Annotated in this window: 23 protein-coding genes; 13 read left to right on the plus strand and 10 right to left on the minus strand. The window is 51.6% G+C overall.

Features of this window, described 5'->3' with window-relative positions; all coding sequences use genetic code 11:
• The first annotated feature begins 218 nt into the window (after positions 1-218).
• Complete coding sequence (locus tag ACYVIY_RS19645; RefSeq protein ID WP_460978102.1) at positions 219-3,419, plus strand: sensor histidine kinase; 3,201 nt, start codon at positions 219-221, stop codon at positions 3,417-3,419.
• 69 nt (positions 3,420-3,488) lie between these two features.
• Here the strand turns inward: ACYVIY_RS19645 and ACYVIY_RS19650 are convergent, their stop codons facing one another.
• A complete protein-coding gene (locus ACYVIY_RS19650) occupies positions 3,489-4,376 on the minus strand; it encodes a hypothetical protein (protein WP_460978103.1) in 888 nt (295 codons plus the stop codon).
• A gap of 372 nt (positions 4,377-4,748) precedes the next feature.
• Here ACYVIY_RS19650 and ACYVIY_RS19655 point away from each other — a divergent pair, with 372 nt between their 5' ends.
• Positions 4,749-5,453, plus strand: coding sequence for a hypothetical protein (locus ACYVIY_RS19655; protein WP_460978104.1), 705 nt, complete (start codon positions 4,749-4,751; stop codon positions 5,451-5,453).
• 19 nt (positions 5,454-5,472) lie between these two features.
• Here ACYVIY_RS19655 and ACYVIY_RS19660 read toward each other — a convergent pair whose 3' ends face one another.
• Together ACYVIY_RS19660 and ACYVIY_RS19665 are read right to left on the minus strand one after the other, a co-directional pair.
• Positions 5,473-5,967 carry a hypothetical protein gene (locus ACYVIY_RS19660; RefSeq protein WP_460978105.1) on the minus strand — a complete coding sequence of 165 codons (495 nt, stop codon included), beginning with the start codon at positions 5,965-5,967 and terminating at the stop codon, positions 5,473-5,475.
• A 4-nt stretch (positions 5,968-5,971) separates the two neighbouring features.
• Positions 5,972-6,445 (minus strand): hypothetical protein, encoded by a 474-nt coding sequence (locus ACYVIY_RS19665; protein WP_460978106.1) that lies wholly within the window; start codon positions 6,443-6,445, stop codon positions 5,972-5,974.
• A 256-nt stretch (positions 6,446-6,701) separates the two neighbouring features.
• Between ACYVIY_RS19665 and ACYVIY_RS19670 the strand changes: the two genes are divergently transcribed.
• Positions 6,702-7,022 (plus strand): hypothetical protein, encoded by a 321-nt coding sequence (locus tag ACYVIY_RS19670; RefSeq protein WP_460978107.1) that lies wholly within the window; start codon positions 6,702-6,704, stop codon positions 7,020-7,022.
• 42 nt (positions 7,023-7,064) lie between these two features.
• Entirely contained in the window at positions 7,065-7,346 is a 282-nt protein-coding gene (locus tag ACYVIY_RS19675) for a hypothetical protein (RefSeq protein WP_460978108.1), read from the plus strand.
• Between the two features lie 288 nt (positions 7,347-7,634).
• Here the strand turns inward: ACYVIY_RS19675 and ACYVIY_RS19680 are convergent, their stop codons facing one another.
• The 5 genes from ACYVIY_RS19680 to ACYVIY_RS19700 form a co-directional block, all read right to left on the minus strand.
• Positions 7,635-8,642: an ankyrin repeat domain-containing protein gene (locus tag ACYVIY_RS19680; protein ID WP_460978109.1), complete on the minus strand. Its 1,008-nt coding sequence runs from the start codon at positions 8,640-8,642 to the stop codon at positions 7,635-7,637.
• A gap of 46 nt (positions 8,643-8,688) precedes the next feature.
• Positions 8,689-9,462 (minus strand): hypothetical protein, encoded by a 774-nt coding sequence (locus ACYVIY_RS19685; RefSeq protein WP_460978110.1) that lies wholly within the window; start codon positions 9,460-9,462, stop codon positions 8,689-8,691.
• Between the two features lie 281 nt (positions 9,463-9,743).
• Positions 9,744-10,916: an alpha/beta hydrolase gene (locus tag ACYVIY_RS19690; protein WP_460978111.1), complete on the minus strand. Its 1,173-nt coding sequence runs from the start codon at positions 10,914-10,916 to the stop codon at positions 9,744-9,746.
• Positions 10,917-11,089: 173 nt separating this feature from the next.
• On the minus strand, positions 11,090-11,545 hold the full coding sequence (locus tag ACYVIY_RS19695; RefSeq protein WP_460978112.1) for a YybH family protein: 456 nt from the start codon (positions 11,543-11,545) through the stop codon (positions 11,090-11,092).
• A 91-nt stretch (positions 11,546-11,636) separates the two neighbouring features.
• Positions 11,637-12,188: a glycine zipper 2TM domain-containing protein gene (locus ACYVIY_RS19700; RefSeq protein WP_460978113.1), complete on the minus strand. Its 552-nt coding sequence runs from the start codon at positions 12,186-12,188 to the stop codon at positions 11,637-11,639.
• A gap of 355 nt (positions 12,189-12,543) precedes the next feature.
• Here ACYVIY_RS19700 and ACYVIY_RS19705 point away from each other — a divergent pair, with 355 nt between their 5' ends.
• From ACYVIY_RS19705 to ACYVIY_RS19715, 3 genes are all read left to right on the plus strand, one after another.
• Entirely contained in the window at positions 12,544-13,149 is a 606-nt protein-coding gene (locus ACYVIY_RS19705) for a 2,3-bisphosphoglycerate-dependent phosphoglycerate mutase (RefSeq protein ID WP_460978114.1), read from the plus strand.
• A gap of 56 nt (positions 13,150-13,205) precedes the next feature.
• Positions 13,206-14,138: an NADP-dependent oxidoreductase gene (locus ACYVIY_RS19710; RefSeq protein WP_460978115.1), complete on the plus strand. Its 933-nt coding sequence runs from the start codon at positions 13,206-13,208 to the stop codon at positions 14,136-14,138.
• A 260-nt stretch (positions 14,139-14,398) separates the two neighbouring features.
• Positions 14,399-15,481 carry a fasciclin domain-containing protein gene (locus tag ACYVIY_RS19715; protein WP_460978116.1) on the plus strand — a complete coding sequence of 361 codons (1,083 nt, stop codon included), beginning with the start codon at positions 14,399-14,401 and terminating at the stop codon, positions 15,479-15,481.
• A gap of 76 nt (positions 15,482-15,557) precedes the next feature.
• Here the strand turns inward: ACYVIY_RS19715 and ACYVIY_RS19720 are convergent, their stop codons facing one another.
• Positions 15,558-16,826, minus strand: coding sequence for an asparagine synthetase B (locus tag ACYVIY_RS19720; RefSeq protein ID WP_460978117.1), 1,269 nt, complete (start codon positions 16,824-16,826; stop codon positions 15,558-15,560).
• Between the two features lie 124 nt (positions 16,827-16,950).
• On the opposite strand from ACYVIY_RS19720, the gene ACYVIY_RS19725 reads away from it, so the two are divergent.
• From ACYVIY_RS19725 to ACYVIY_RS19745, 5 genes are all read left to right on the plus strand, one after another.
• A complete protein-coding gene (locus ACYVIY_RS19725) occupies positions 16,951-19,482 on the plus strand; it encodes a M1 family aminopeptidase (RefSeq protein WP_460978287.1) in 2,532 nt (843 codons plus the stop codon).
• Positions 19,479-20,408, plus strand: a complete 930-nt coding sequence (locus ACYVIY_RS19730; protein ID WP_460978118.1) for a helix-turn-helix domain-containing protein — start codon at positions 19,479-19,481, stop codon at positions 20,406-20,408. Before ACYVIY_RS19725 ends, ACYVIY_RS19730 begins: the two co-directional genes overlap by 4 nt.
• Positions 20,409-20,463: 55 nt before the next feature.
• A complete protein-coding gene (locus ACYVIY_RS19735) occupies positions 20,464-20,931 on the plus strand; it encodes a hypothetical protein (RefSeq protein ID WP_460978119.1) in 468 nt (155 codons plus the stop codon).
• Positions 20,932-21,006: 75 nt separating this feature from the next.
• Complete coding sequence (locus ACYVIY_RS19740) at positions 21,007-21,330, plus strand: DUF3817 domain-containing protein (RefSeq protein WP_460978120.1); 324 nt, start codon at positions 21,007-21,009, stop codon at positions 21,328-21,330.
• Between the two features lie 2 nt (positions 21,331-21,332).
• On the plus strand, positions 21,333-21,545 hold the full coding sequence (locus tag ACYVIY_RS19745; protein WP_460978121.1) for a hypothetical protein: 213 nt from the start codon (positions 21,333-21,335) through the stop codon (positions 21,543-21,545).
• A gap of 60 nt (positions 21,546-21,605) precedes the next feature.
• Here the strand turns inward: ACYVIY_RS19745 and ACYVIY_RS19750 are convergent, their stop codons facing one another.
• The gene (locus ACYVIY_RS19750) at positions 21,606-21,908 is read right to left on the minus strand and encodes a hypothetical protein (RefSeq protein ID WP_460978122.1); all 303 of its coding nucleotides are present in this window, start codon (positions 21,906-21,908) and stop codon (positions 21,606-21,608) included.
• Positions 21,909-22,130: 222 nt separating this feature from the next.
• On the opposite strand from ACYVIY_RS19750, the gene ACYVIY_RS19755 reads away from it, so the two are divergent.
• Entirely contained in the window at positions 22,131-23,633 is a 1,503-nt protein-coding gene (locus ACYVIY_RS19755) for a catalase (protein WP_460978123.1), read from the plus strand.
• The last annotated feature ends 13 nt before the right edge of the window (positions 23,634-23,646 follow it).

Below are 23,646 nucleotides of genomic sequence, written 5' to 3' on the forward strand. Positions count from 1 at the left end.
CCGATTACTAAAAGGTGAGGCAATCCGTAAAGTTAACAGCGGGTTAAGCCGTTACGTTGGTAGCAACTACGCAAAACAGAGCTTAACTTGAAAGCCCAAATAAACAGTAAGTGATTTTTGGCTGATAACTTCCGCAAAACAGATTAGTCCTGACATTCCATTCTCGGTATGTATCACTCCCTGATCAGTAGCTGCTCAACTCCTAGCCTGGTATTTGCTTGAAAAATCGATTCAGCTTTATTCTTTTCCTTTTAGGGCTTGTTTCGGGGCAACCGCCGGGGCTCAGGGCACAACCGGTTACGCTGCGTCCAAACGTCAGCACCTCATCGCCTTCGCCCACGCCCTGGTTTCAGCACTTTACGCTACGTCAGGGGCTGGCGACTAATTTTGCGACCTCAATCACGCAGGACAGCCTCGGCTTTATCTGGATCAGTACGGTTAGTGGCCTGACCCGCTTCGACGGGGTACGTTGCCGCACCTTCGCCCGGCAGGCGGGCAATTCCCGTTCGTTGTCGCACCGCATTGTCCGCTCGTTATTCACGAGTAGGAATGGTACCCTTTGGGCGGGTGCCCAACACGGGTTAAATCGCTTCGACCCACTTACCCAGCAGTTTCAGCGCTATTCCTTTCCGAAGTTAAGTCCGGATCAGCATTTTATTCGCGTAATTACCGAAAGTGCAAACGGCCTGCTCTGGTGCGGCACTAAAGGCGGAGTCGTTCGCGTCGATCCGGCTACGGGTAGCGCGCAGGCTATTGCTATACCCGCCGATTCCAGTTCGCGGGAGGGGGCCAACTCCGTTCGAGCGCTGCTGATGGATGGGCCGTTGCTTTGGATTGGTACCCAGGCTGGGCTTTATAGCTTTAACTGGCAAACCAAACGCCTGTACAGCTATCGACACACCCCGACAGCCCCCTTGTCGCTACCGGAAGATTACATCACTTCACTGGCAAAAAATCCACGTACCGGCGAACTGCTGGTTGGTACGACGAGTGGCTATGTCGGCGTTTTTAATCCATCAACAAACCGGTTCAGCAGCCTACCGTTAGCCGCAACCAATCAAGGCGCGGCCTATTTACTGTTCACGAGAAAGGGAGATTTGTGGGTGGGTCTTGGCAGTGGTGGTCTGCATCAGTATAACGTCCAGAAAAAACGGTTCACTACGTATCAGAACGATGAGCTTAATCCGCGCAGCCTGGGCTCCAACTCCGTAAAAGGCTTATTTGAGGACCGGAGCGGGGTGATTTGGGCCATTACCGACGACGCGGGCGTCAGCTGGTTTAACCCAACGGTCGAGAAATTCCACTCCCTGTTCGATGAGGTTTCGTACCGCCCAACTTCATCCCTTGGTTTAGATGCTGCCAAGCTATCCATAGATCCGAAAAACTGTCTTTGGGCGTCTACGCGCGACGGGCTGGTCTGGATTGATCCCACAACGCAGACGTATCGGTTATACCGCCATGACCCGGCAAACCCTAACAGCCTAATTACCAACTTCTTGTATGGCGTCCTGGCCGATACCCAGGGATATGTATGGGCGGGCAGCCCAAAAGGGATTACCCGCTTCCATCCGGCCACCAATACATTCAAGCGCATTCGGTACGTAAGTGCTCCGGCCAACACTGTTCCATCTATTCGCCCACAGAACACTACGTATCAGGAAACAGCCGGCGAGCAGGTGTTCACGATCATCCAACACCCCGATGGGCGCATATTTATAGGCACGAATGAAAAAATAACCATCTACGATCCCAAAACTCGCCAGTTCCGGCACCAGTACAACGACGAACGCATTCGAAAGCTTCCTGGCAAAAACTACAATACCCTATACGTTGACCGCCATAACAATTTGTGGGTAGGTGGCTTAGGCCCCGTCTACAAGATCAGTCCAGATCTGCGCCTGCTGACCCAATACGTATACAAGGAAGACGACCCGAACAGCCTGCCCGATGAGGGCGTTACGGGTTTTGCCGAAGATAGTTTTGGTTACATGTGGATGGCTACCGATAATGGCCTCGCTCGGTTAGACGAACGAACCGGCCGGTTCGTGACCTTCACTACCCGCGACGGCCTGCCGAGTAATGATACAGCCGCTTTGTTAACGAAGGGCGACACACTCTGGGTCAGCACCAGTCGGGGTCTGGCCTGCGTAGACACTCGCCGACTGCGGCTGACTAAGTTCGACGAAGCCGATGGGCTCCCTTCGTCTGAGTTCGAATCCAATTCGATGGTTCGGGATGCGGCCGGACGGATTTATTTCGGGGCTATGCGCGGGCTGGTCTACGTACAGCCCGATAAGATTCGCCCGAATCGCTTTGTGCCACCCGTGTTTGTCACCTCATTCCGGGTAAACGATCAGGAGTTTCTGCAAGGGCCAGCGGTAAATCCGGCAACCATCGTTCTGGATTATACCCAGAACGGGTTTACGTTCGACATGGCCACGCTCAGCTTCGACAATCCGGCGGGAAATCGCTATGCCTATCGGCTCGAAGGCTTCGAAGATCGGTGGAACGAGGCCGGTGACCGGTCATTTGCCAGTTACACCAACGTACCGCCCGATCGGTACGTACTGCACATTATTGGAGCCAATAATGACGGGGTCTGGAACCGGCAGGGCTACCGCTTACCCGTTGTCATTACGCCCCCCTTCTGGCAAACCTGGTGGTTCCGGATTAGCGTTCTTTGTTCGCTTGTGGCCGTCACGGTGGTCACGGCCCGTTGGCGGGTACGGCGGATCGTGCGCGAACAACGGGAAAAAAGTGAACTACGGGAGCGGATTGCTGCGTCGGAGATGAAAGCGTTGCGGTCGCAGATGAACCCGCACTTCCTCTACAATTCACTAAACGCCATCCGGTTGTTTGTCTTGCAGAACGACAGCGACAACGCCGACAAATACCTGGTAAAATTCTCAAGGCTCATGCGGCTTATTCTCGATAACTCCCGTCAGGAATGGGTAACCCTGGCCAGTGAGTTGGAGCAGTTACAGTTGTATCTGGAACTTGAACAACTCCGGTTTGGCAATAAATTCGATTTTTCGGTGGATGCAGCTCCTACCTTGGATAAAGAACAGACGTCGATTCCGCCGATGATTATTCAGCCCTACATCGAAAACTCGATTCTTCACGGGATGGCGCATAAGAAAACACGGGGCCACATTCAGGTGTGTATTAAGCCGATGAACGACGGACTGGAGTGCATTGTCGATGACGATGGCGTGGGCCGAAAACGAGCGGGTGAGTTAAAGAGCAAAATGGTGTCGTCGCACCGAAGCGTAGGGCTCAAAGTAACCGAAGAACGGCTCCAGCTCATCAGCCAGCGCAGCGGCAAAGAAACCCGCGTAACGGTACTCGATAAGATGGATGCGGCCGATGAGCCAACTGGCACCAAAGTAATCGTCCTCCTGCCCGTGATGCCGGTATAAAAACGAGTCTGGCAATTGTGCCAGACTCGTTTTCTCATTGCAGGATATTCTAGGTTATACGTATTGTCCTTAAGGCTGTACGCTAATAACACTAATCTTGTAGTCGTACGGCTTGGTATCAACCAAAGCAGCATTAGCTACGTTAAATTCTTTTTCTTCTGTTACATACCCGTCTGCATTGAGCGTGTAGTTGTGGAAACGATCAAACTGGATTTGGTTACCTGGAAGCTTTTTCTGCGTAATGCGCTTCACTAGGTGTTTACTCGACTTGCCGAAAATTTTCAAATAGGTGTCGGGGAGGTTCGCCCAGCCAGGGTTCAAGGCAGTCCGATCGTCCAGAATCGGATCGCTGACGGGCTGGTTATACGCGAACGTTATTTCGTTAGAAGCGGCTCCATTTGCGCCATAGGAAGTAACTTTGGCTAAGTCGCCTTCCGCGTTGAAGCTATAATCAGTACGTTCGGCCCCGTTGCTTTTGTTGGCGCGCGTCTTCAACTGGCCTTTGTCAGTATACTTGTACACCCAGTTTTTCTCGTTGACCACCGTGCCAGAACTGTAATAGCTGTACGTTACGTGCTTCGATTCGTAGCAGCGACCGGTATTTACGTCAATCTGATACGTATCCTCCTGCCCAACTTTGTTGCCATCGTATGATGTAGCTTTGATCGACAGAAAGCCATAATTATACTCCGTCCGGTTGTAGATGTTTGCATACGTACCGGGGCCATACGTTACTTTCTGGAGTTTCCCATCGGCAAGATAAGTCAGCGTTGCCTGCCCATGTTTAACCAATTGATAGTTCTTTGGCAGGCCTGGCGATATAATGTCTTTCGCGGACTCGGTTGACGCATACACTGGCTTATCGGGCGTAACCAGGTTATTTTCCTGACAAGAGAGCAGGCCGAACGATGCAACGAACCCAACGGTTGTGATACTCTTTTTAAATAAGGTATTCATTAGTACTTGTTGTTGTTTTGGTAAAGAAGATTGTGAATAACGCTGCAAAGTTGGCGGCTAGTCGAACAGGCATCCAGCCGTAACCAATAGCCAGTAGGTTTGGCTGCATAACGTGTTTTCCCTTGCTCATAACTGGTTAATTCACCCGTTCTTTCGGCACACGAGTGCACCAAAACAGCTGTCAATTCTCTAGAATAGCCTTTTTTCACTTTTTTGACTGTGTCAATTGACAGCTATACCGCAGAGACTACTCGTTGTGTTCGGAATGCTACTAGCTGTTAAGTCGCACTCGCCTACGAATCGGGTGGGCGGTACCTTTAGCGCGTACAATCCAGATTATTCCCAACGCCCTCTTTTTCAACCAAAACCGGAATGGAACGTGTAATTTCGTCGCTTCTGGCCAGCCTGTTCGCGGCTCCTCTGTTTTACTTCGCAACGGCCTGGCTCCTGAAAGCCGCCAACTCAGAGACGGGTGGCCCCGACGATCGCCTGGCGGTAGCGTATCTCAGTACGTTTGGTGGGTTTGCGGCCATGATTATCGGCTTTTTCCTCGTCGGCTTTGTTACGTATCGGTTTCTCAGCCCGCACTACCTACGTATCGTTCAGCTTACGGATGCTGTTGCCCTCATTGGCTGGATCATTGTCTACATGAATTACGCCGACCAGCAGCCCCAGCGGTTAGACTACGGTGATTACCGACCCGTATTGGAAGTCGAATTGCGGGCTACGAACGCGCTATTGGGCGACAGCGCCATTGACTCGCTACTTACCCTGGATTTCAGTGGAGGTACAGACGTAAATTCTCCGCACCCCGAACAGATTCGCCACGAAGCCGACGTAACAATCCTGCCCTGGGAGACAACGCCTATCGACGTAAAGCAATGGGAGGTACGGGCGTTTTTACGTAATCAACCCATGCTGTTTCCACTGGATCTACCCCGACGCCCGGATCAATCAACGGACTGGTCAAATTGGCAGAAGCCCGTTCAATACCAAGATTATACACTGCCGGAAAAGGCCAAGCATGGCCTATCGCTACGGTATCGCTTCCGCCTGATCCCGTACGGTCAACCGTAGATACACTTTGAACGGCAGGTTACTTGTCGCCAAATGAGGCTACCCAGAAAATGAGGGCTAGGAAACCGGCGAGCACGCCTACAACAATCAGCGTCCACTTTAAAAATGGCATAAACGGCCACTTGGTTGCTAAAAACAGCACGGCGATGCAGCTACCGACAAATAGGGTCATCATACCTAAGCCAACAAACATGATATAACCGCTGCCCACCCCCGAATTACGACTATCGCCATAGTCAATGCCTGCGCAGAGACAGGCAGGCACCAGCATAATTCCAATGCCCCCGGCCAGAATGATACGTGCCAACACCCACCAGGGACTGCCGGGTGCCCAGGCTAAAGAAATAAAGGAAAGCATAACACCCAATATGGGCAGAAACCAGCCGATGTGTTCGAGCTGTAGATTACCAGCCTCCGTAGCGGGTTGATTTCGGAATACCAGTAAAACCGTTATGGCCAGCATTAGCAGCCAGGCCAGTTCCGGACCTAACGAATAGGCAGCAATACGATTCATATTCTCAATAGATTGATTGATTGATAGTTAGCCATTCCTGCAAACCGCTGATGACACATACGGTGATGGCCAGCAGCCCACCTCCCATCATGGCAAGGCCGAGCGCACTGCGAAGCAACCAGCTGCGCCGGGAACCCGGCTGCGTATCGTCCAGTTCTTCGGGCACATACGTAAGCCGGGTCGTGGTGCCTTCGCTCAGTTGAATCCAGCGCCTTGACTGCATACTGACATCGACCTCCTGGGGTAGCCCGGCGGCATCCAGGAACATACAGCGAGCGTAGTAGTTTTCCAGTTCTCCCAGTAAGCCGGGATCTTCCCTTCGAAATTTCGTGAGCACGGTTGCCGTCACGGTGAGACCACTGCTTCTGAGGTCACGTCCTTCATACCATAAATACCAGCCAACCAGCGTACAGAATACACTAATAACAAAGCCGCCAAAGGCGATGAGCAGGGGGATGATAGAGATGGAGGAAGTCATGGATTTGCCGGTCGTTCAACCAAAGTTGCCGATCCTCTCCACCGAATACCAGCCCCAATCAGTAACTGGTGGAGTTGACGTAATAACTCGTTGAATCTACGGATAACCGGTTCGTGGTCATTTCACGAGCCTGCCTACCTGTTATTGCTCCAAACCCGCCAGCTGTTGATTCGTGATAGGTCAGGCCCGGCACATACGCTAGGTTTGTAACGTCCCGCCGAATAACGATGAGCGGACGTAGTAACCGACAACCCTTATGAAAATTATAACGATAGCCAACTGGATTCTGGTGGGTATATACGGCGCTCTGCTCCTGTTCACCCTCGTAAACATCAGTCGCCCCGGAAACGATGCGGCCGGCCGGGGGATGGAATCTGGATTCATTTTTATCGGATTTCTGCTGCTGGCAGCACTTGTCGGCTTGAACCTTCTCCCATACCGGGCGGCCCGAATAACCGCTTTAGTATTGGCAAGCTTACCCCTGCTGATCGTTCTCTACAACCTGGTTTCCGATCAGCTGACCTCAGTCCACCAACCACAGCCGGACGATACGAATACACCTGACCGACAAGCGTAATTAGCGGCATCGAGTATTGTCACCCAACACCTGTTCACTACCATGATTTGGTTATTCAGATTCGGCGCTGCTATTGATTGTTTAGGCGTATTAATCACCTGCTGGATTCTCCTGTCGCCCGAGATCAACCGCCCTAAACAGTTCAGCAACAAACAACTTTTCGGACTCGTATGGCTGGGTATAGGGTTGGTCTGGTTCTCGTTCTACCTCAAGAACTGCCATTACCTGACCACAGCTACGGCGCTGGTCTGGTTGCCCGGTCTCCCCCTGCTAGCCAGCGGTTTACTGCTGGTTAGAACGCTGACGACAAAGTCAACCTGGTAACAACAACAGCTGTTGTATCAGAACCGATTCGGTCCCTTTCGATTAAGGCGCAACATCACGCATCTATCTAAAAACACCTTCCATCGCCCCAATTTTGCCAGCACAAATCTGACGTTCAACCGCTTAGTAACGTGAAAGCTGTCGCGTAGTCCCGCCACGAACACTCTGTATATGAGCTAGTTACCTTATACTTTATGCATAACTTACCCGATACGAGCTGCCAATCGTATCGGTTTCGTAAAGTGCCGGGCGCTACGTTCGCGCAACGGCACTAGGTAATGCGCGGCTTCAGGCATCTTTACTGCCCGATGCAATCAGGTATTTAATCAGCGCTTTGAAGGTTGGGGGCGCATCGTCGCCCGCGGCAAAAATTTCGGCGTGGCGGTCGATGAGTTCACGAAACACCAGGCGTTGAGGTCCCGTAACGGCAGGGTCGGCACCGCGCTCCAGCAGAAGCTGACAAACATCCCACAACTCCAGGCGGGCAGCAGCCAGTAAAGCCGAATGCCCCGCCAGCCAACCCGTTGCCGTTGGTGGATACACAGCATTTGGATCGGCACCGTGTGCCAGCAAGAGCTTAATTTTTTCCAGCCGGTCTTTATCGTAATCCATTACGGTAAACAGAATCGGCGTAGGCTTGTCCTGCATTCGGTTGGCGTTCGGGTCAGCGCCGTGCGTAAGAAACCACGACATCAGTGAAGCCGGGCAGTCGCGACTGATCAGCGCGTGCGTAGGCGAACGTAACGTATCGTCAGTTTGAATGGCCGCGCCTTTGGCCAGCAGAAGGGACAAATAAGGAACTACCCAGTCCGCACTATCGCTGTACACCCCACGCATGGCCGCAAAGTCGAGCAGCGTAACATGGTCGGTTCCACTCTCGTTTATTGCTGGGACAGACTGTGCTAACAACGTTTGTACCCGCACCAGATCCCGATTTGCAATTGCCTGAGCGATCTGGCGTCGCTGGGCATCCCGGAAATAATACGTACCGTTGAAACGCCCGTCGTCGTCCCGGCTGGTTTGTCGGGCCGAAAATCCCTGCCCGATCAGTTCAACAAGTCCGCCCAGGAGTGGCAACAACAGCAGGACAAACACGCCAAGTCGTGTAGCGTGGAATGAAAGACAATTTACGCCTACCAGCACAACCAGGAGGATGCATCCAAAAAGAAGGTAAGCCGTTGCCAGGCCCCGACCCGCAGCATCAGTATTCGACGGATTCATCGCCAGCGCACTGTACGCAAGCAGGATTCCGTAAATAGCCAGCAGCAACCAGTTGATAAGGGCGATGAGTTTCATACGTAACGAGCTCTATGACAAGACAATCTCACCCGAGCGAAGACAATTAGTTGGTGATGGCAATTCGATACATACCCCGGCGGCTACTGGTAATTGCGCTGCCCGCCAGAAATGGGTCGTCGGCCTTTACGTTCTTTTCTGAGTCAACGAGTAAATCCAACGTATTGAACCGCTGTAAAGGCCCTTTGAAATACGACTCCGGTATGGTGAATGTCCCCTGCCCCGACCCGATATGGGTACTGAGGTAATCGGCATCGTCGGCGCTGCCCCGCTCATACTGCACATGGCCCCAGGGGTCGACCAGCATGCTGCTTTTAGAGATTTTCAACTCAGTTACGGAGCTTTCCCCCTGCCATTTTTTCCACTGGGCCACAAACCAGTTGTGGGGCTCCAGCCCTTGCCACTGTAAACTGAGTGGTTGCTGTTTCGAGTGCTTTATTGGCGGAGAAAATAGCCCCGGTGTAAGCTCAGTCTGCGTTTCAATGGTTCCAACTTTGTATTCTTTACCGTTCGTAAGCACAACAGTAACCGTATACGCAGCGTCGGCTTCGACAGCCACCTCCGAATTAACGAGTTGGTAGTACGGGTAGGCTCCGTAATAATTCGACGAACCGTTATTTAGCCACAAAGGCTTGCCATTTACTTTCAGTTGGATATCCCGATTGGCAACCGTTTTATTGCTTTTATCACGGATAAAGCCCTCAATCGATTCGGTTAGGGTGCCCCCGTAACTCATGGAGCGGCTAATGACCACATTTATTCGTAGTAACGAAGGATCGACTACGGCTCCGGTTGATAACGATGACGTACTACAACGCATAAACAATACGCTAAACGGAATAATTAAACCCCGAAACACAAGACGCAGGCGATACGACATGGCTTCTCATGGCTAACTGATGACATACTTCTGGTCGATGATTATTCATCAACAGCGTAAAAGTATAGACACAGGAAGTCCTCAACCAGCCCGACTTAATAGCAGGAAGGTTTCACTGAATAACTAGCAACAACGGGCTTACTTGCGGTAGAACCGAGAACAGGACGTGATCAGACAAGGGTACATCATGCAGTACCAGTGGTTGGCGTATAAATAGGATCTTATTTATTCAGGAGAGCCATTACAGCTTCGTCGCCAACTACGGCTTGGGCGGGGCGGGGGTGTTCGGCGTTGAAAACCTGAAGCGCGGAAGGCTCCAGTACCGTGTTCACCCCTTCATCAACCTGGCTATCTTTTAAGGCCTTATTTAAATCGAGGTTGAGGTGCTTCGCCAGAAACCGATACGCTGCTGCCCGTTTGCTGGGTCCGTAATCATGCCCTTCAGTCGGCAAATGAACGTTTTCGACACGGTCGGTAGCTCCGCAGTACCCATAAATAGTGCGAATGTACGGGTACTCAACATCGGGCGTATTTTTTGTCCAGTCTTTGCCGTCAGATATCAGCAGCATAGGCCGGGGAGCCGCCAGCGCGGCCAGTTCTACGTTACTCGTTTGATGCGTTGGCCGTTTGTGGATCGGCATTCCGCTTTCGCAGGTGCACCCGCCAAAGAAGTGCGCCGAGACCATCACCACCGGTACCGACACTTTCACCCGCGAATCCAGTGCCGTTAACAGAAACGTCTGCGTGCCGCCCCCCGATTCACCGGACACCCCAATGCGCGCCGGGTCAACGTCAGGCAGGCTGGTCAGGAAATCGAGTGCCCGTATACTGTTCAGCGTTTGCAGTTTCAGCGCCTGCGGCAGTTTATGCGAGCACTGCTGCGAATCACCGTAGCCAATCATATCGAACACGAACACGGCGGCTCCCATTCGGGCTAACGTAGCGCATCGCTGCTGGGTCTGCTCCATAAACCGGGCATTCTGTTTGGGCGCGTGCCCGTGTGGACAAAGCACCCCCGCCAGTTTACCCGTTTTCCCGATGGGGCGATACAAGTTTCCGGTTACAAAAAAGCCGGGTATACTTTCGAATGCTACGTTCTCGACGGTGTAGCCGTTCATGGTACGAACACTATGACGTATCGGACGAAGGGGGGCAAAAACGGGTTTGCCGGGCAAGGCCATGCCCTCGCGTATTCCCTGCCGTATCAGAGCGGCCCGCTTCTCCCACGATGCCCGGTCGTGGTAGGTACGCGCAAACGAACGTAACGAATCGGCTCCCTGCGCTTCGGTGAAATAAGCCCCCTGGCATAAATCAGGGCGATCGGGATTGGGTTGAGCCAGAACGGCTAGAGACGCGAACAGGCAAACTGCAGAACCAACAAGCCGGGTTTTCATGAGCGAACAGGAAGGGCTACGCGTGAACGGGTTAGGACCAGGGATACGCATTCCTAAAGACGTTCACCTCGCGAACTTACCTGTTCAGACTCCGTTGATCGGCCTATACGCAACTGAGCCGCCCCGGCCGTTGATCAACGGCCGGGGCGGCTCAGTTATTTGTAATGACTTAACTAGTTCTTCACCTGCACCGGCAGGTCTTCCAGTTGAGCGTAGCCAAGCTTCCAGCTATCATCGGCCTGTTTCTTCCAGACGAAGATAAAATTACCTTCGCCGAAACCGCGGGGGCGGTTGGGGCCATCGGGCAACACATCTACTGAAAACGTACCGGCCTGATACGCCGTTTGCGCGTCGACGGTTGAACTCACTACGTTTGTTTTCAAATCGCTGATGGTCGGTAGAGTTTCGCGTACCCATTTTTGGGATACCTCCGATTTTCCATTGAAGTGGACGTCGCCCTGCAAAAAGTTGACATCTTCGGCCAGGAACGAGATAACCTTGTCCGACTCCTTGTTATTCCATGCACCAATAAATTGCTTGTTAAGGTCGTCGATAACGGCCGGATCGGCAGGTTTCGAGCACGACGAGAATAGTGCTGCCATAAGCAGCAGTGATACGATCGGTTTCATAAGATTGAACGGTTAGAAAATGGTGAATGATATGCACTGCGTGTTTACCCGGAAACCGGCTGGCAAACCGGGTAAACACGTTTATTAAGCCTTACCAGCTTTTGCGCCGATATTCGGACGTAGGGTATGGCGTTGAGGGATCGCCGTACGTATCGTTTGGCAAGAAGAGAGTATTCGTGGTATACGCAGCCGCCACCTGAGGGCTATACGCCGTTGCCATTGGGCTAGGTGCAGCAACAGGTGCAGGAGTTGGCGCAGCCGCTTTTGCGACCGCAGGTCGGGGAGCGGCTATGGCTGGTGCCGATTTATGGGATGCAGCTTCCTGACGAGCCAGAGCGGCTTCGCGTCGGGCTTCAGCGGCCTCCCGTTCAGCTGCAGCTACCCGAGCCGCAGCCTTCTTCCGGTTATCGACCCCTTTACCGATGGCATACCCGGCTGCCGTACCGGCTACCCCACCAATGACACCACCGACTACGCGGTTGCGTTTGTTGATAATAGCTCCGGCAGCACCACCAGCAGCACCGCCAATCACGGCTCCTTTTGCCTGTGGGCTCCAGCGTCTACCAAATTGAGCCTGAGCCGATTGTATGAGTGTAGTCGTTACTAGTAAGATCAGCACTACACTGGTTATGGTCTTTTTCATGGTTGTCTTTAGTTTACTAGTGGATTTTAAGCGTGAACTGGTTCTTTGACAGTTGCTAAATCAAAAGGTTTATTCAGCGGTCGTTCACTAAACAACCAATAACGAGACAAGCGAATTGATTGTTTGTTCCAAACCAATTCGCCAGTGGGCGATTCTTTCAGATATCGAGCACTTTACCTATTCAAAATCAAGCACCTACTACGTAACGACACCCACTATCATTTATCACATCCAGGCTGGTGTACTGTCAGTTTTTGTCGGTCTCAATGTCTTTCTCTTCTGGTTAAAATACCATTAATGAACCAAACAGTCTGCTCTGCTCAGCGTAGTTGATAGCGGAATTAACCCATCACGTATGTCGCTTTTAATTCTTGTCCGGCACGGACAGTCGCAGTGGAACCTGGAAAACCGCTTCACGGGAACGGTTGATACACCCCTAACGAAACTAGGCCGTCACGAAGCCCGCGAAGCAGGGGTCTTGCTGAAGTCCGACCGCTTTGCCATTGGATTTACGTCCGTCTTGCAGCGCGCCATCGAAACTATGGATATCATCCTGCACGAAACCGGCCAGACCGACTTGCCGATTGAACGTAGCGCGGCACTCAACGAACGTATGTACGGCGATTTGCAGGGCATGAATAAAGCAGAAGCCGAAGCGCGTTTTGGTGCCGAACAGGTATTCCGCTGGCGTCGGGGTTATGCCGACCAGCCCCCCAACGGCGAAAGCCTGGCAGATACGTATCACCGGGTTGTGCCGTACTTTGAGTCCATTATTCTCCCGCATCTGCAACGGCAGGAAAATAGCCTGATCGTAGCGCACGGAAATAGTCTGCGGTCGCTGGTGATGCGGCTGGAATCGATAACTCCCGCTGATATTGAACGAGTTGAACTGGCAACGGGTGTTCCCCGGCAGTACGAATTTGATCCCGCAACAGGCTTGTTTCAGCTAAAACCGCGCTAAGGATGCATTTTTCGGAGTCTTTCGCTGTTACAGCAGACAAGTAAAAAAATATACGTATGAAAGCCGTTGTTTTAAGTGATTGGGGTGGCGTTGAGAATTTTGCCATCCAGGATGTAGCTAAGCCTACCATCCAAGCATCGGACGTATTGGTGCAGGTAAAGGCGTTTGGGGTTAATCCCGCCGATTTCAAAACCCGCACTGGCACGACTCCTTATTCCAAAAACTATACGCATCCTATTATTCTAGGTTGGGACATCGCTGGTGAAGTCGTAGAAACAGGCTCCGACGTAACAGAATTCAAACCGGGCGATGCCGTCTATGGTATGGTGAACTTTCCGGAGCCGGGCCATGCCTACGCTGAATACGTTGCCGCTCCGGCCGCCCATCTGGCCCGCAAACCCGCCGAACTTTCGTTCGAACAGGCGGCAGCCGCTCCGCTGGCGGTGCTTACGGCCTGGCAGGCCTTAACCGAACATGGTCAGCTACAGACTGGCGAAAAGGTGCTGGTTCAGGCTGCTTCGGGTGGCGTGGGGCATTTGGGTGTTCAGTTAGCCAAAGCGCTGGGTGCCCACGTAATCGGTACGGCCTCAACTAAAAACGAAGCGTTCGTGCGGTCGCTGGGCGTAGATGAATTTATTGACTACACCCAGACCAACGTCGAAGAAGCCGTATCGGATGTTGATCTGGTTTTCGACACAGCCGGTGCCGACACCATTTTCACCTCGGCGAAAGTGCTTAAACCGAACGGGCGTTTGATCTCGATTGCCTACGGAGCCATGGATAAAGTACTGGAGGTTCGGCCGGACATCCAGGCGGAGCGCATTCTAGTCCACACCAGCGGTAGCGATCTGACTAAAATCAATCAACTGATTTCGGACGGAAAGCTAGCCATCGAAGTCAGCGAAGTGCTGCCCGCCGACAAAATTGGCGACGCCCACCAGCGGCTAGAAAGTCGCCGGACTACGGGTAAAATCGTATTGACGTTTTAATTTTTTGAGTCTGTAAATTCCGTAAAAAGCTGCCGTAAATCAGGCGGCTTTTTACGGAATTTTGTGGGTCACCGCGGCATAAAATAGGTTTATTTATAAAACAACACCTGGTAATTGGATTTTCCCGCTGGCTCGAAGCGCGTTCGTTCATATAACATTTCTTCGCAGAGGGGCGTTCTGTGACTGTACTACCTCTTACAGCCGTTTATCGGACTAGTATTTTGTAGATTCATTCAGTTCATTTAACACGCTCTCAACGTATGAACAATCAAGGTTTTTTTAGAACGCTGCGGCAAGCGCTAGCTATGGTATTAGTTGGTTCAGCCACACTGCTGATCGGTTGTACTGGCACCGAAGACCCTCAGCCATCGGGCACGGGTACAACGGGCCCTGGCTCAACAACGACAACCCCAGGATCGGGTACAACCACGACACCGGGCTCAGGCACAACCACGACACCGGGCTCGGGCACAACTACTACGCCAGGCACCGTGGTAGCGAGTGTAGACTACATTAAGGCGAAAGGGAATCTGACCTTTCTGGCAGCTGCTATTGCACAGGCGGGCCTAACGGCCGATCTTAATAAAGCCAACATAACCATACTGGCCCCCTCGGATGATGCGTTCAAGGCTGCGGGTTTTGCCAGCGTTGCAGCTGTAAGCGCTGCACCAGCGGCTGATCTTCGTCGGATTCTGCAATATCATGTTATCGGCTCCCGGATTGACCTGTCGTCTATTCCGACAGTTCCTACGTATTACCAGACCACGTTAAGTGACAGTCGGGTATATGTTACCAAAGTGAGCAACAGCGATGTAAGCTTTAACGAGTCAAAGGTGATCGAAGGTGACATTCCAACGACGGGAAGTACAATTCATATTATTAACAAGATACTTACTCCGCCCTCACGAAGCTCAAGCGACGTAGCTAAAGCCAACGCTGACCTGTCAATCTTCTACGCTGCAGTTGATAAGGCGGGTACGGCCGTACAGAACTTACTAACTCAGTCTACGGAAACTGGCATAACCGTATTTGCGCCAAATAATGCGGCCTTTAAAGCGGCTGGCTATGCCGATGAAGCGGCTGTTCGTGCGGTTAGTGCGGATACCCTCGCTAATCTGCTTTCGTATCATATTCTAAAATATCGCGCTTTCTCGCAGACATTCCAAAATGGAGCGGATGTTGTAACAGCACAGGGTACCAGTGTTCGTACCAACGTTTCCAACGGTAAGGTGACCATTCTGGGCAAAGGCAATGGCACCAATGTTGCCAATGTTGTGCAGGCCGACCAGATTTCTACGAATGGCGTAGTGCACGTCATCGACCGGGTATTGCTGCCGAAGTAACCCTGGTTCAGCCAAGAGGTAGTAGACGAAAAAAGCCCCAATTGGGGCTTTTTTCGTCTACTACCTCTTTCACCTGTTACGTCTTCCGCTTCTTCTTACGAGCGGATGGAAATAAGACGTTATTCAGAATCAGGCGATACCCTGCCGAGTGCGGGTGAAGATTTAGATCGGTAGGCGTACGAAAATTACCCCCGCGCGTTCCTTCCGGGTCATGACCGCCGTAGAACGTCCACTGACCTTTGCCCAGCTCGCCGTAGAGGTAACGATGCGAGCTTTTTCCCTCGCCCATCACCAGCGAACTCGCCTTCACCGCATCTTTCCGAAACGCCGTGGTCTGTCCGAAAAACTCTTTGATAATGTTCTCGTGATTCTGCGTCAGCATAGACGGTATTACGTCCCACTTAGCCGAGAAGTTGAACAGCTCGAAGAAACCCGAGGTCTGATCGTAGCCTCGACCACCCGACGAGTTGATGTCCGAGAAAGTCGAAAAACCCCGGTAGCCGTTGTCCCCTTCGAGCGTAAAGTTCTCGAAGGCCACGCACTTGCTGAAATCGAGTTTGGATTGCGCATTGGGGTCAACGCCGTCCCCGTCGTACGAACTGCCGACGATGTCAACGCCCTCGGCCGCCAGGGCAATGTCGAAGGTTTCGGCAGCTGAACACATGGCAAATAGATACCCCCCACCCGCGCAGAACCCTTTGATGGCTTTGGCAACGGCCAGTTTCATCTGCGATACTTTCGAATACCCGAATTTCCGGGCGATGTCCTCCTGCGCCTTTATATCGGCCAGCGTTTGCCGATGCAGATTTCGGCCGTACTGCCCCGTAAAATCTTCGTGGTGCAGGTGCAGCCAGTCGTATTTGACCAAGTCTCCTTTTAGGACTTCCTCGTCATAGACCACTTCATAGGGAATCTCGGCATAGGTCAGCACCAGCAGCACCGCATCGTTATTCTCAAATTCGGCGGGACCCACTTTAATGGGCGAATACACTACGATTTTAGCCGCTTTGTGGAGCGTCACTACGTTCATATTCACATCCGGATCACTGAGTTGCTGCCGGATCGACGCAGCCCGGGCATCGGAAATCACCTCTGCCGATACGCCCCGAATGCGGCACTCCGCTTCTACGGCCGGGCTGTGTTTAAGGAGGAAACTGCCCCCCCGATAGTTCAGCAACCAGTCGAGTTCCTGGTCGTCTTTAAGCACTTTGTAGGCAATACCGTAGGCCTTGAGGTGGTTGGCCTGCTGATCGTCCATGGGAATCAAGATTGCATTGGCCAGGCTAGAGAGGCTGCTGCCGCAAAGGGCTACAAAAACCAGGAGCGTAGAGACGTAGCGTTTCATAAAGTGCGTTACTTTTAAGCCTATGTTGCAAACCTACCGCCCAACCACGCCGAACATGGTCAGGATTATTCAACGAAATACGTGTTACGGCATTATTATAAGCATCACTCTTTTACTCGCGGCTATGGCCTATGGTCAATCGGTACCCGTCAAACAGCCATCGGTCGAAACAGGGGTGTCACAAACCCTTGCGAAGTTTCGGAAGCAAACGATCCGTCAGCTATCCTATGAATTAAATTTAGACATTCCGGCGCAGAAAACGCAACCCATTCCAGCAACTGAAACAATTACTTTTCACTGGACAAAGCATTCGGCTCCTCTTCAACTGGATTTTAAAGAAGAACGCGCTCATTTGCAGAATGTTTGGGTGAATGGAGGAGACATCCCTATTGTTTTTAAGAGCGAACATTTGCTGATTTCTACTGCTTATTTAAAGCCCGGTAAGAACACAATTATCATCCGGTTTACGGCGGGTAACTTATCCCTCAATCGAACCGATGATTATCTCTACACACTGCTTGTTCCAGACCGCGCCCGGACGCTATTTCCGTGCTTCGATCAGCCGGATTTGAAGGCTACTTTTCAGCTTTCGTTAACGCTACCCGAAGAGTGGCAGGCCATGACCAACGCCCCATACCGTTCCAGCGTTGTGGATGCAGCCAAGGGACGAATCAGCTACGGTTTTGAACCCTCTGCAGTCATTCCTACGTACCTGTTCTCGTTTGTAGCGGGCAAGTTTACGTCGGTTCAGCGCACCATGAACAACCGACCGATGACGCTGTTGCACCGCGAGACCGATTCGACAAAGATCAGGCTGAGCCTGGACCCAATCTTCACGCTCCACGCCGACGCGTTACGTTTCCTGGAAGACTACACCCAAATTCCGTACCCGTTTCAGAAACTTGATTTCGCGGCCATTCCGGATTTTCAGTACGGGGGTATGGAGCATGTGGGAGCCATTGATTACCGGTTATCAAGTCTGTTTCTGGATGCCGGAGCCACCCGTGACCAGAAGCTTTCCCGCGCTACGTTGATTGCGCACGAAACGGCGCACATGTGGTTCGGTGATCTGGTGACTATGCGCTGGTTCGACGATGTCTGGCTGAAAGAGGTGTTTGCCAATTTTATGGCCGACAAGATCACGGAAACCGCAATGGCCGATGCCAACTACGATCTGCAGTTTGTAGTCGATCATTTCCCGGCGGCTTACGCTGTTGATCGAACCGAAGGAGCCAATCCGATCGGCCAGCCGTTGGCGAATTTGCAGGAGGCTGGTACGTTATATGGGGGCATCATCTACCACAAAGCGCCCATTATGATGCGTCAGTTGGAGCGGCTGATGGGCAAGACGGCCATGCGCGACGGGTTGCGTGAGTATCTCAAAACGTATTCGTTTGGTAACGCGACCTGGGCCGACCTCATTGCGATTCTGGATGCCCGCACGCCAACGGACCTGGCCGCCTGGAATCAGGTGTGGGTCAATCAAACGGGTCGCCCTAAATTTTCGTACAAGCTGGCCAGACAGAACGGCAAAATCAGTCAACTCACGATTTCGCAAACCGGCGAAGACGGCTCGGCCCGATTGTGGCAGCAGAAATTTGAGGTTGCGCTGGTGTATGCTGATCACATCGACGAATTGACCGCGTCCATGGACCAGCCAGAGGTCACGCTACCGGAGGCCGTTGGCAAACCTGAACCGCAGTATATTGTCTTTAACTCCTCCGGGCAGGGCTACGGCTTGTTCCCCGTTGATCCGGCCATGATCCCGCTGGTAAGCACGATTAAAAACCCGGTTACGCGAGCCGCTACGTATATCAACCTGTACGAAAACATGATAAATGGACAGGTTATCGAGCCGAAGCAGTTAGCCGATATGTACCAGCAGCTATTGGGCAACGAATCCGAAGAACTGAATATACGCCTGCTTACGAGTCAACTGTCGGATCTGGTCTGGACGTTCACCCTTCCGGAAAACCGCAGGTCGTTGGCCACCTCGCTGGAAAAAACGGTTTGGCAGGCGATGGAGCAGGAGTCAGCTCCCGGCAAAAAGAAGCTCTTGTTTAGACTTTATCAGAACCTTGCCATCAGCGCCGAAGCCCAGGAACGTTTATATACCATCTGGACGAATCAGCAAGCACCCGCTGGCGTTACGTTAACCGAAGATGATTATACATCGTTGGCCCTGGCCTTAGCCGTACGCGACTATCCGGCTGACGGCATTTTAACGAAGCAGCTAAGCCGGATAAAAAACCCCGACCGCCAGAAACGACTACAGTTTATGATGCCAGCCTTATCGAGCGACGTAACGCAGCGTGATGCGTTCTTCGCTTCGCTGGCGTCTGAACAGAATCGGGAACGCGAAGCCTGGGTGACAGCCGCGCTGGGTTACCTGCATCATCCCTTACGAGCGGCCACCTCGGCTAAGTATCTGCCCAAAAGTCTGGACTTGCTGGAAGAGATTCAGCGGACGGGCGATATTTTCTTTCCCGAATCGTGGCTTCGTTCTACCTTTTCGACCTACCAATCACCCGCTACAACTCAGTTAGTCCGGCAATTTTTAGCTGACCGCCCAAATTACAACCCGCGACTCCGGGCGAAACTTTTACAGGCTGCGGATAGTCCGTTTCGGGCGAGTAAACTCTTGTATCAGCCATGACTTCCGATGATCCCTTTCCAGCCATTAGTCCCGGAATGGCTAGGGAACGTTTTTTAGTAAAAGACGAGCTGTGGGACACGCGGTTCCGGCCAAATTTCAATCGATTCATTATCGCTACCTTAGAATTTGCCCGACCGGTCATTAAACTTCCGGTGCCTCCCGGTCGAACGGGGAACCACGCCTTATTTTTCCTGACCGCCGGGCAAATTCAGTTGACAGTGGGACACCAGACGTACACGCTTTCGGCGCAGGACCTGGTGATTGTCCCGGCTTTACAGATTTTTTCGATCACGGCTATTCAGGAAGATACCGAAGGCTTTATGTGCTTTTTTAGCCCGGAAGCACTGCTCAGCACGGCTCAGGAAACCGATTATGACTTCTTAAAGCTCACGGGCAATCCATTCGTTACGTTATCAGCGGAACAATCCGGTTATGTTAAAAACCTTTTAAACCGGTTACATGCAGAGTATACAGAATTCGGCGCGACCAAAACTGACCTCATCGGTGCTTACATATTGGCGCTGCTGACGGAAATCAATCGGGCTTACGTTGGTATCAATCCTGCCAAAGTCGATGCAAGTGACCGACTCGTTCAACGATTTCTGGATCTGCTCAATACTTACATTCGGCAGAAACGATTGGTTACGGATTATGCAGAGTTGTTAAGCGTTAGCCCGAACCACCTGAACAAAGTCGTTAAGTCCCGTACTGGCCGCTCCCCTTCCGTGTGGATTGACGAACGTATTGTACTCGAAGCTAAGGTGTTGCTGTTCCAGTCGAACCTGACCGTTGCGCAAATCGCGGCTGAGGTAGGCTACGACGATCAGTCTAGCTTTGGAAAGCTGTTTCGAAAATACGCACAAACGAGTCCGGCCAGTTTTCGTAAAATGATTGATTCCAACCAATTTCTGACGAGTTTAGCCTAACTCGAACTGCGCCTTATGCTGAACTTTGCGGCTGAATTAAGTTTGTTGTTTGGTAATGTTGTACCCTATTTTATTAGCCCTTCATAGTGCGTTACGCTGGTTCGTCCTGGGCGGTCTGGTTGCTACGTTGTTCAGCGCCTATTCGGGTTGGATCACTGCTCGCACCTATCGTCCGACCGATCAGAAGCTCCGAATCATCACCACGTCGATTCTGCATACCCAACTGCTCGTTGGATTTTATTTGTACACGATCAGCCCTATTATACAGTACTACTGGAGTTATAAACCCAGCTTTAACGAGTCGCCGGAGTTTCCTTTTTTTGGCCTGATTCACATCAGTTTCATGTTTACGTCCGTAATTTTGATGACGATTGGATCGAGCAAGGCAAAACGGCAGACAGACCCGCTGCAGAAGTTTAAAACCACGGCCGTTTACTTTACTATTGGGCTGCTCCTGATTTTGATGGCCATACCCTGGCCGTTCTCTCCGCTGGCGGCTCGCCCCTTCGTTCGACCTTTCTGATTTAGCGCGGTTTGGTGTAAATCCTTTTCGGGGGAATTGCATGCAGACCGTACGTAACATACATGACGACAAGCTATGACTGCTACTATTTTTAACTCGACTAAAGTTCGGTTACGTGCCATTGGCCTCGCCGAAGGTGTTTCGTACCTGATTCTCTTGTTTATTGGTGTTCCTCTGAAACGGCTTGCCGACCACCCCGAAGTGGTGCAGATTGTCGGCCCCATCCACGGTCTGCTGTTTGTACTCTACGTGATGATTGTGATTCAGGCCAAAATCGAATACAGCTGGTCGATTGGTAAGACCCTACTGGCTCTAGTGGCGTCAATTCTTCCCGGCGGTACGTTTTACGCCGACCATAAACTGTTCCGCCACCTCCCGGACGACTCAACATCTGAATAGCCATGAGCGTGTTGGTGTTTAAAACAAATATGGTGCACCCGGAATGCGTTCAAATAGTCGCTCATGCATTAAGTCGGTTCGGGACGGCCATCCGCTGGAACACTGATCTTGATGACAGCGATAAAATCCTACGTATAGAAACCCAAACGATTTCGGCCGATGATATTGTTCAGGTGATGCACGACGCAGGTTTCGTTTGCCAGGAGCTGGTTTAACTACAAACACAAGAAGCCGGACACATGTCCGGCTTCTTGCCTACTATATCTTTTCCACAACTATTTAGCAGCGTCGACTGCTGCGGCAGCTTCAGCCGCTTCGATTGCCGAGCGATTCGCATTTCCAAACTCATCACGCTGCTGCTCGAAATAAGCGAAGATTTCCGTAATCGCGTCTACGTTCTGAGCGATTTTCGAGTGCATATCACCCAAATCTTCTTCCAGCCGTTTATCATTGAGACCGTTCATATTGTCTACTTCAATTTGCCCGATCTTAGTAATTAAAGCTGTTTGACTATTCTGTAAGTCTTCCAGCTCCCGAACGACTTTGTTCATCAATTCGAACTTCTGTGCCTTATCCATATCGTTTATCTCTTGTTGAGTAATCTTCATTAAACGCATCCGGCGCCGAATAGTTTTCAATCTCCATCCGTAGGTTATCCATCACGTCATTGTTAAAATTGATGTTATTATAAATTAAATCAATTTGAATGATGAGTAACTAGTTCCTAATCTTACCTTCGTAAACTGACAAAGTCAAGATCAGATTTGTCAACCTCTTACCCCATTAAACTGATTATATCCATGGAGAACCAACCCCAAAAACTCACTACCGCATCGGGCAGCCCGTACTTTGAAAATGAAAACTCAATGTCCGTCGGACAGCGCGGACCACTTTTGCTGCAGGACTATATCTTGCACGAGAAGATGGCCCACTTCAACCGCGAGCGTATTCCAGAGCGCGTTGTTCACGCCAAAGGCTCCGGCGCATTCGGTACGTTTACGGTAACAAATGATATCACTAAATACACCCGAGCCAAATTATTCAACGAAATCGGCAAGCAAACACGTGTTTTTCTGCGTTTCTCGACGGTTGGTGGCGAAAAAGGGTCGGCCGATACCGAACGTGATCCGCGCGGCTTTGCTGTAAAATTCTACACCGAAGATGGTAACTGGGATTTAGTTGGAAACAATACGCCTGTTTTCTTCCTGAAAGACCCGAAGAAGTTTGGCGATTTCATTCACACCCAGAAACGCGATCCCTACACCAACTGCAAATCGGCGACGATGATGTGGGATTACTGGAGCCTGAATCCAGAAAGTCTACACCAGGTCTTGATTCTGATGTCGGACCGGGGTACACCTGATGGCTACCGGCATATGAACGGATATGGCTCGCACACCTTCTCCCTGATCAATGCCGACAATGAGCGTGTATGGGTAAAATTCCATTTCAAAACCGCGCAGGGTATCAAGAACCTAAGCAGCGACGAAGCCGTCCGGCTGAAAGGGGTCGACCCTGACTACGCGCAGCGTGATCTGGTAACTTCCATCGACAGCGGTAACTTCCCCCGGTGGAACCTGAAAATTCAGGTCATGACCGACGAGCAGGCCAAGACGTACAAGTGGAACCCATTTGACCTGACCAAGGTATGGCCTCACGCTGATTTTCCCCTGATTGATGTAGGTGTGCTCGAATTGAATGAAAACCCGGATAACTATTTCCAGGATGTAGAACAGTCGGCGTTTGCACCCGCGCACGTAGTAGACGGGATCAGCTACTCGCCCGACCGGATGCTGCAGGGACGGTTGCTGTCTTACCCTGATGCGCATCGTTATCGTCTGGGTGGTAACTACGAGCAGATTCCGGTGAATCGCTGCCCGTATGCCGTTAACAATTACCAGCGCGACGGACAGATGCGTATAGACGGGAACGGTGGCCGCAAACCCAACTATTTCCCGAACAGCTTCGACACGATTGTTGCGGACGAAAGCTACAAGCAACCCACTTGGCAACTAGAGGACTCGGTAGCTGGCTGGTATGACCGTAACGCCCCCGGCGAAAACGATCATTACACGCAGCCCGGCAACCTCTGGCGTCTGATGAATCCTGAACAGAAGATTAATACAGTTAACAACATCGTTGGTGCTATGAATGGGATTGATGGTCCTAAACGTGACCAGATCATCAACCTGCAGCTGTGCCACTGGTTCCGCGCCGACCTGTCGCTGGGTATGGCCATCGCACAGGGGCTGGGCATCAGTATGGAAAACTTGCAGGGAGCCATGCCTCAGCAGCACGCATAAGCTTGTTTTAAAT

The sequence above is a fragment of the Spirosoma knui genome (genome assembly GCF_054780635.1).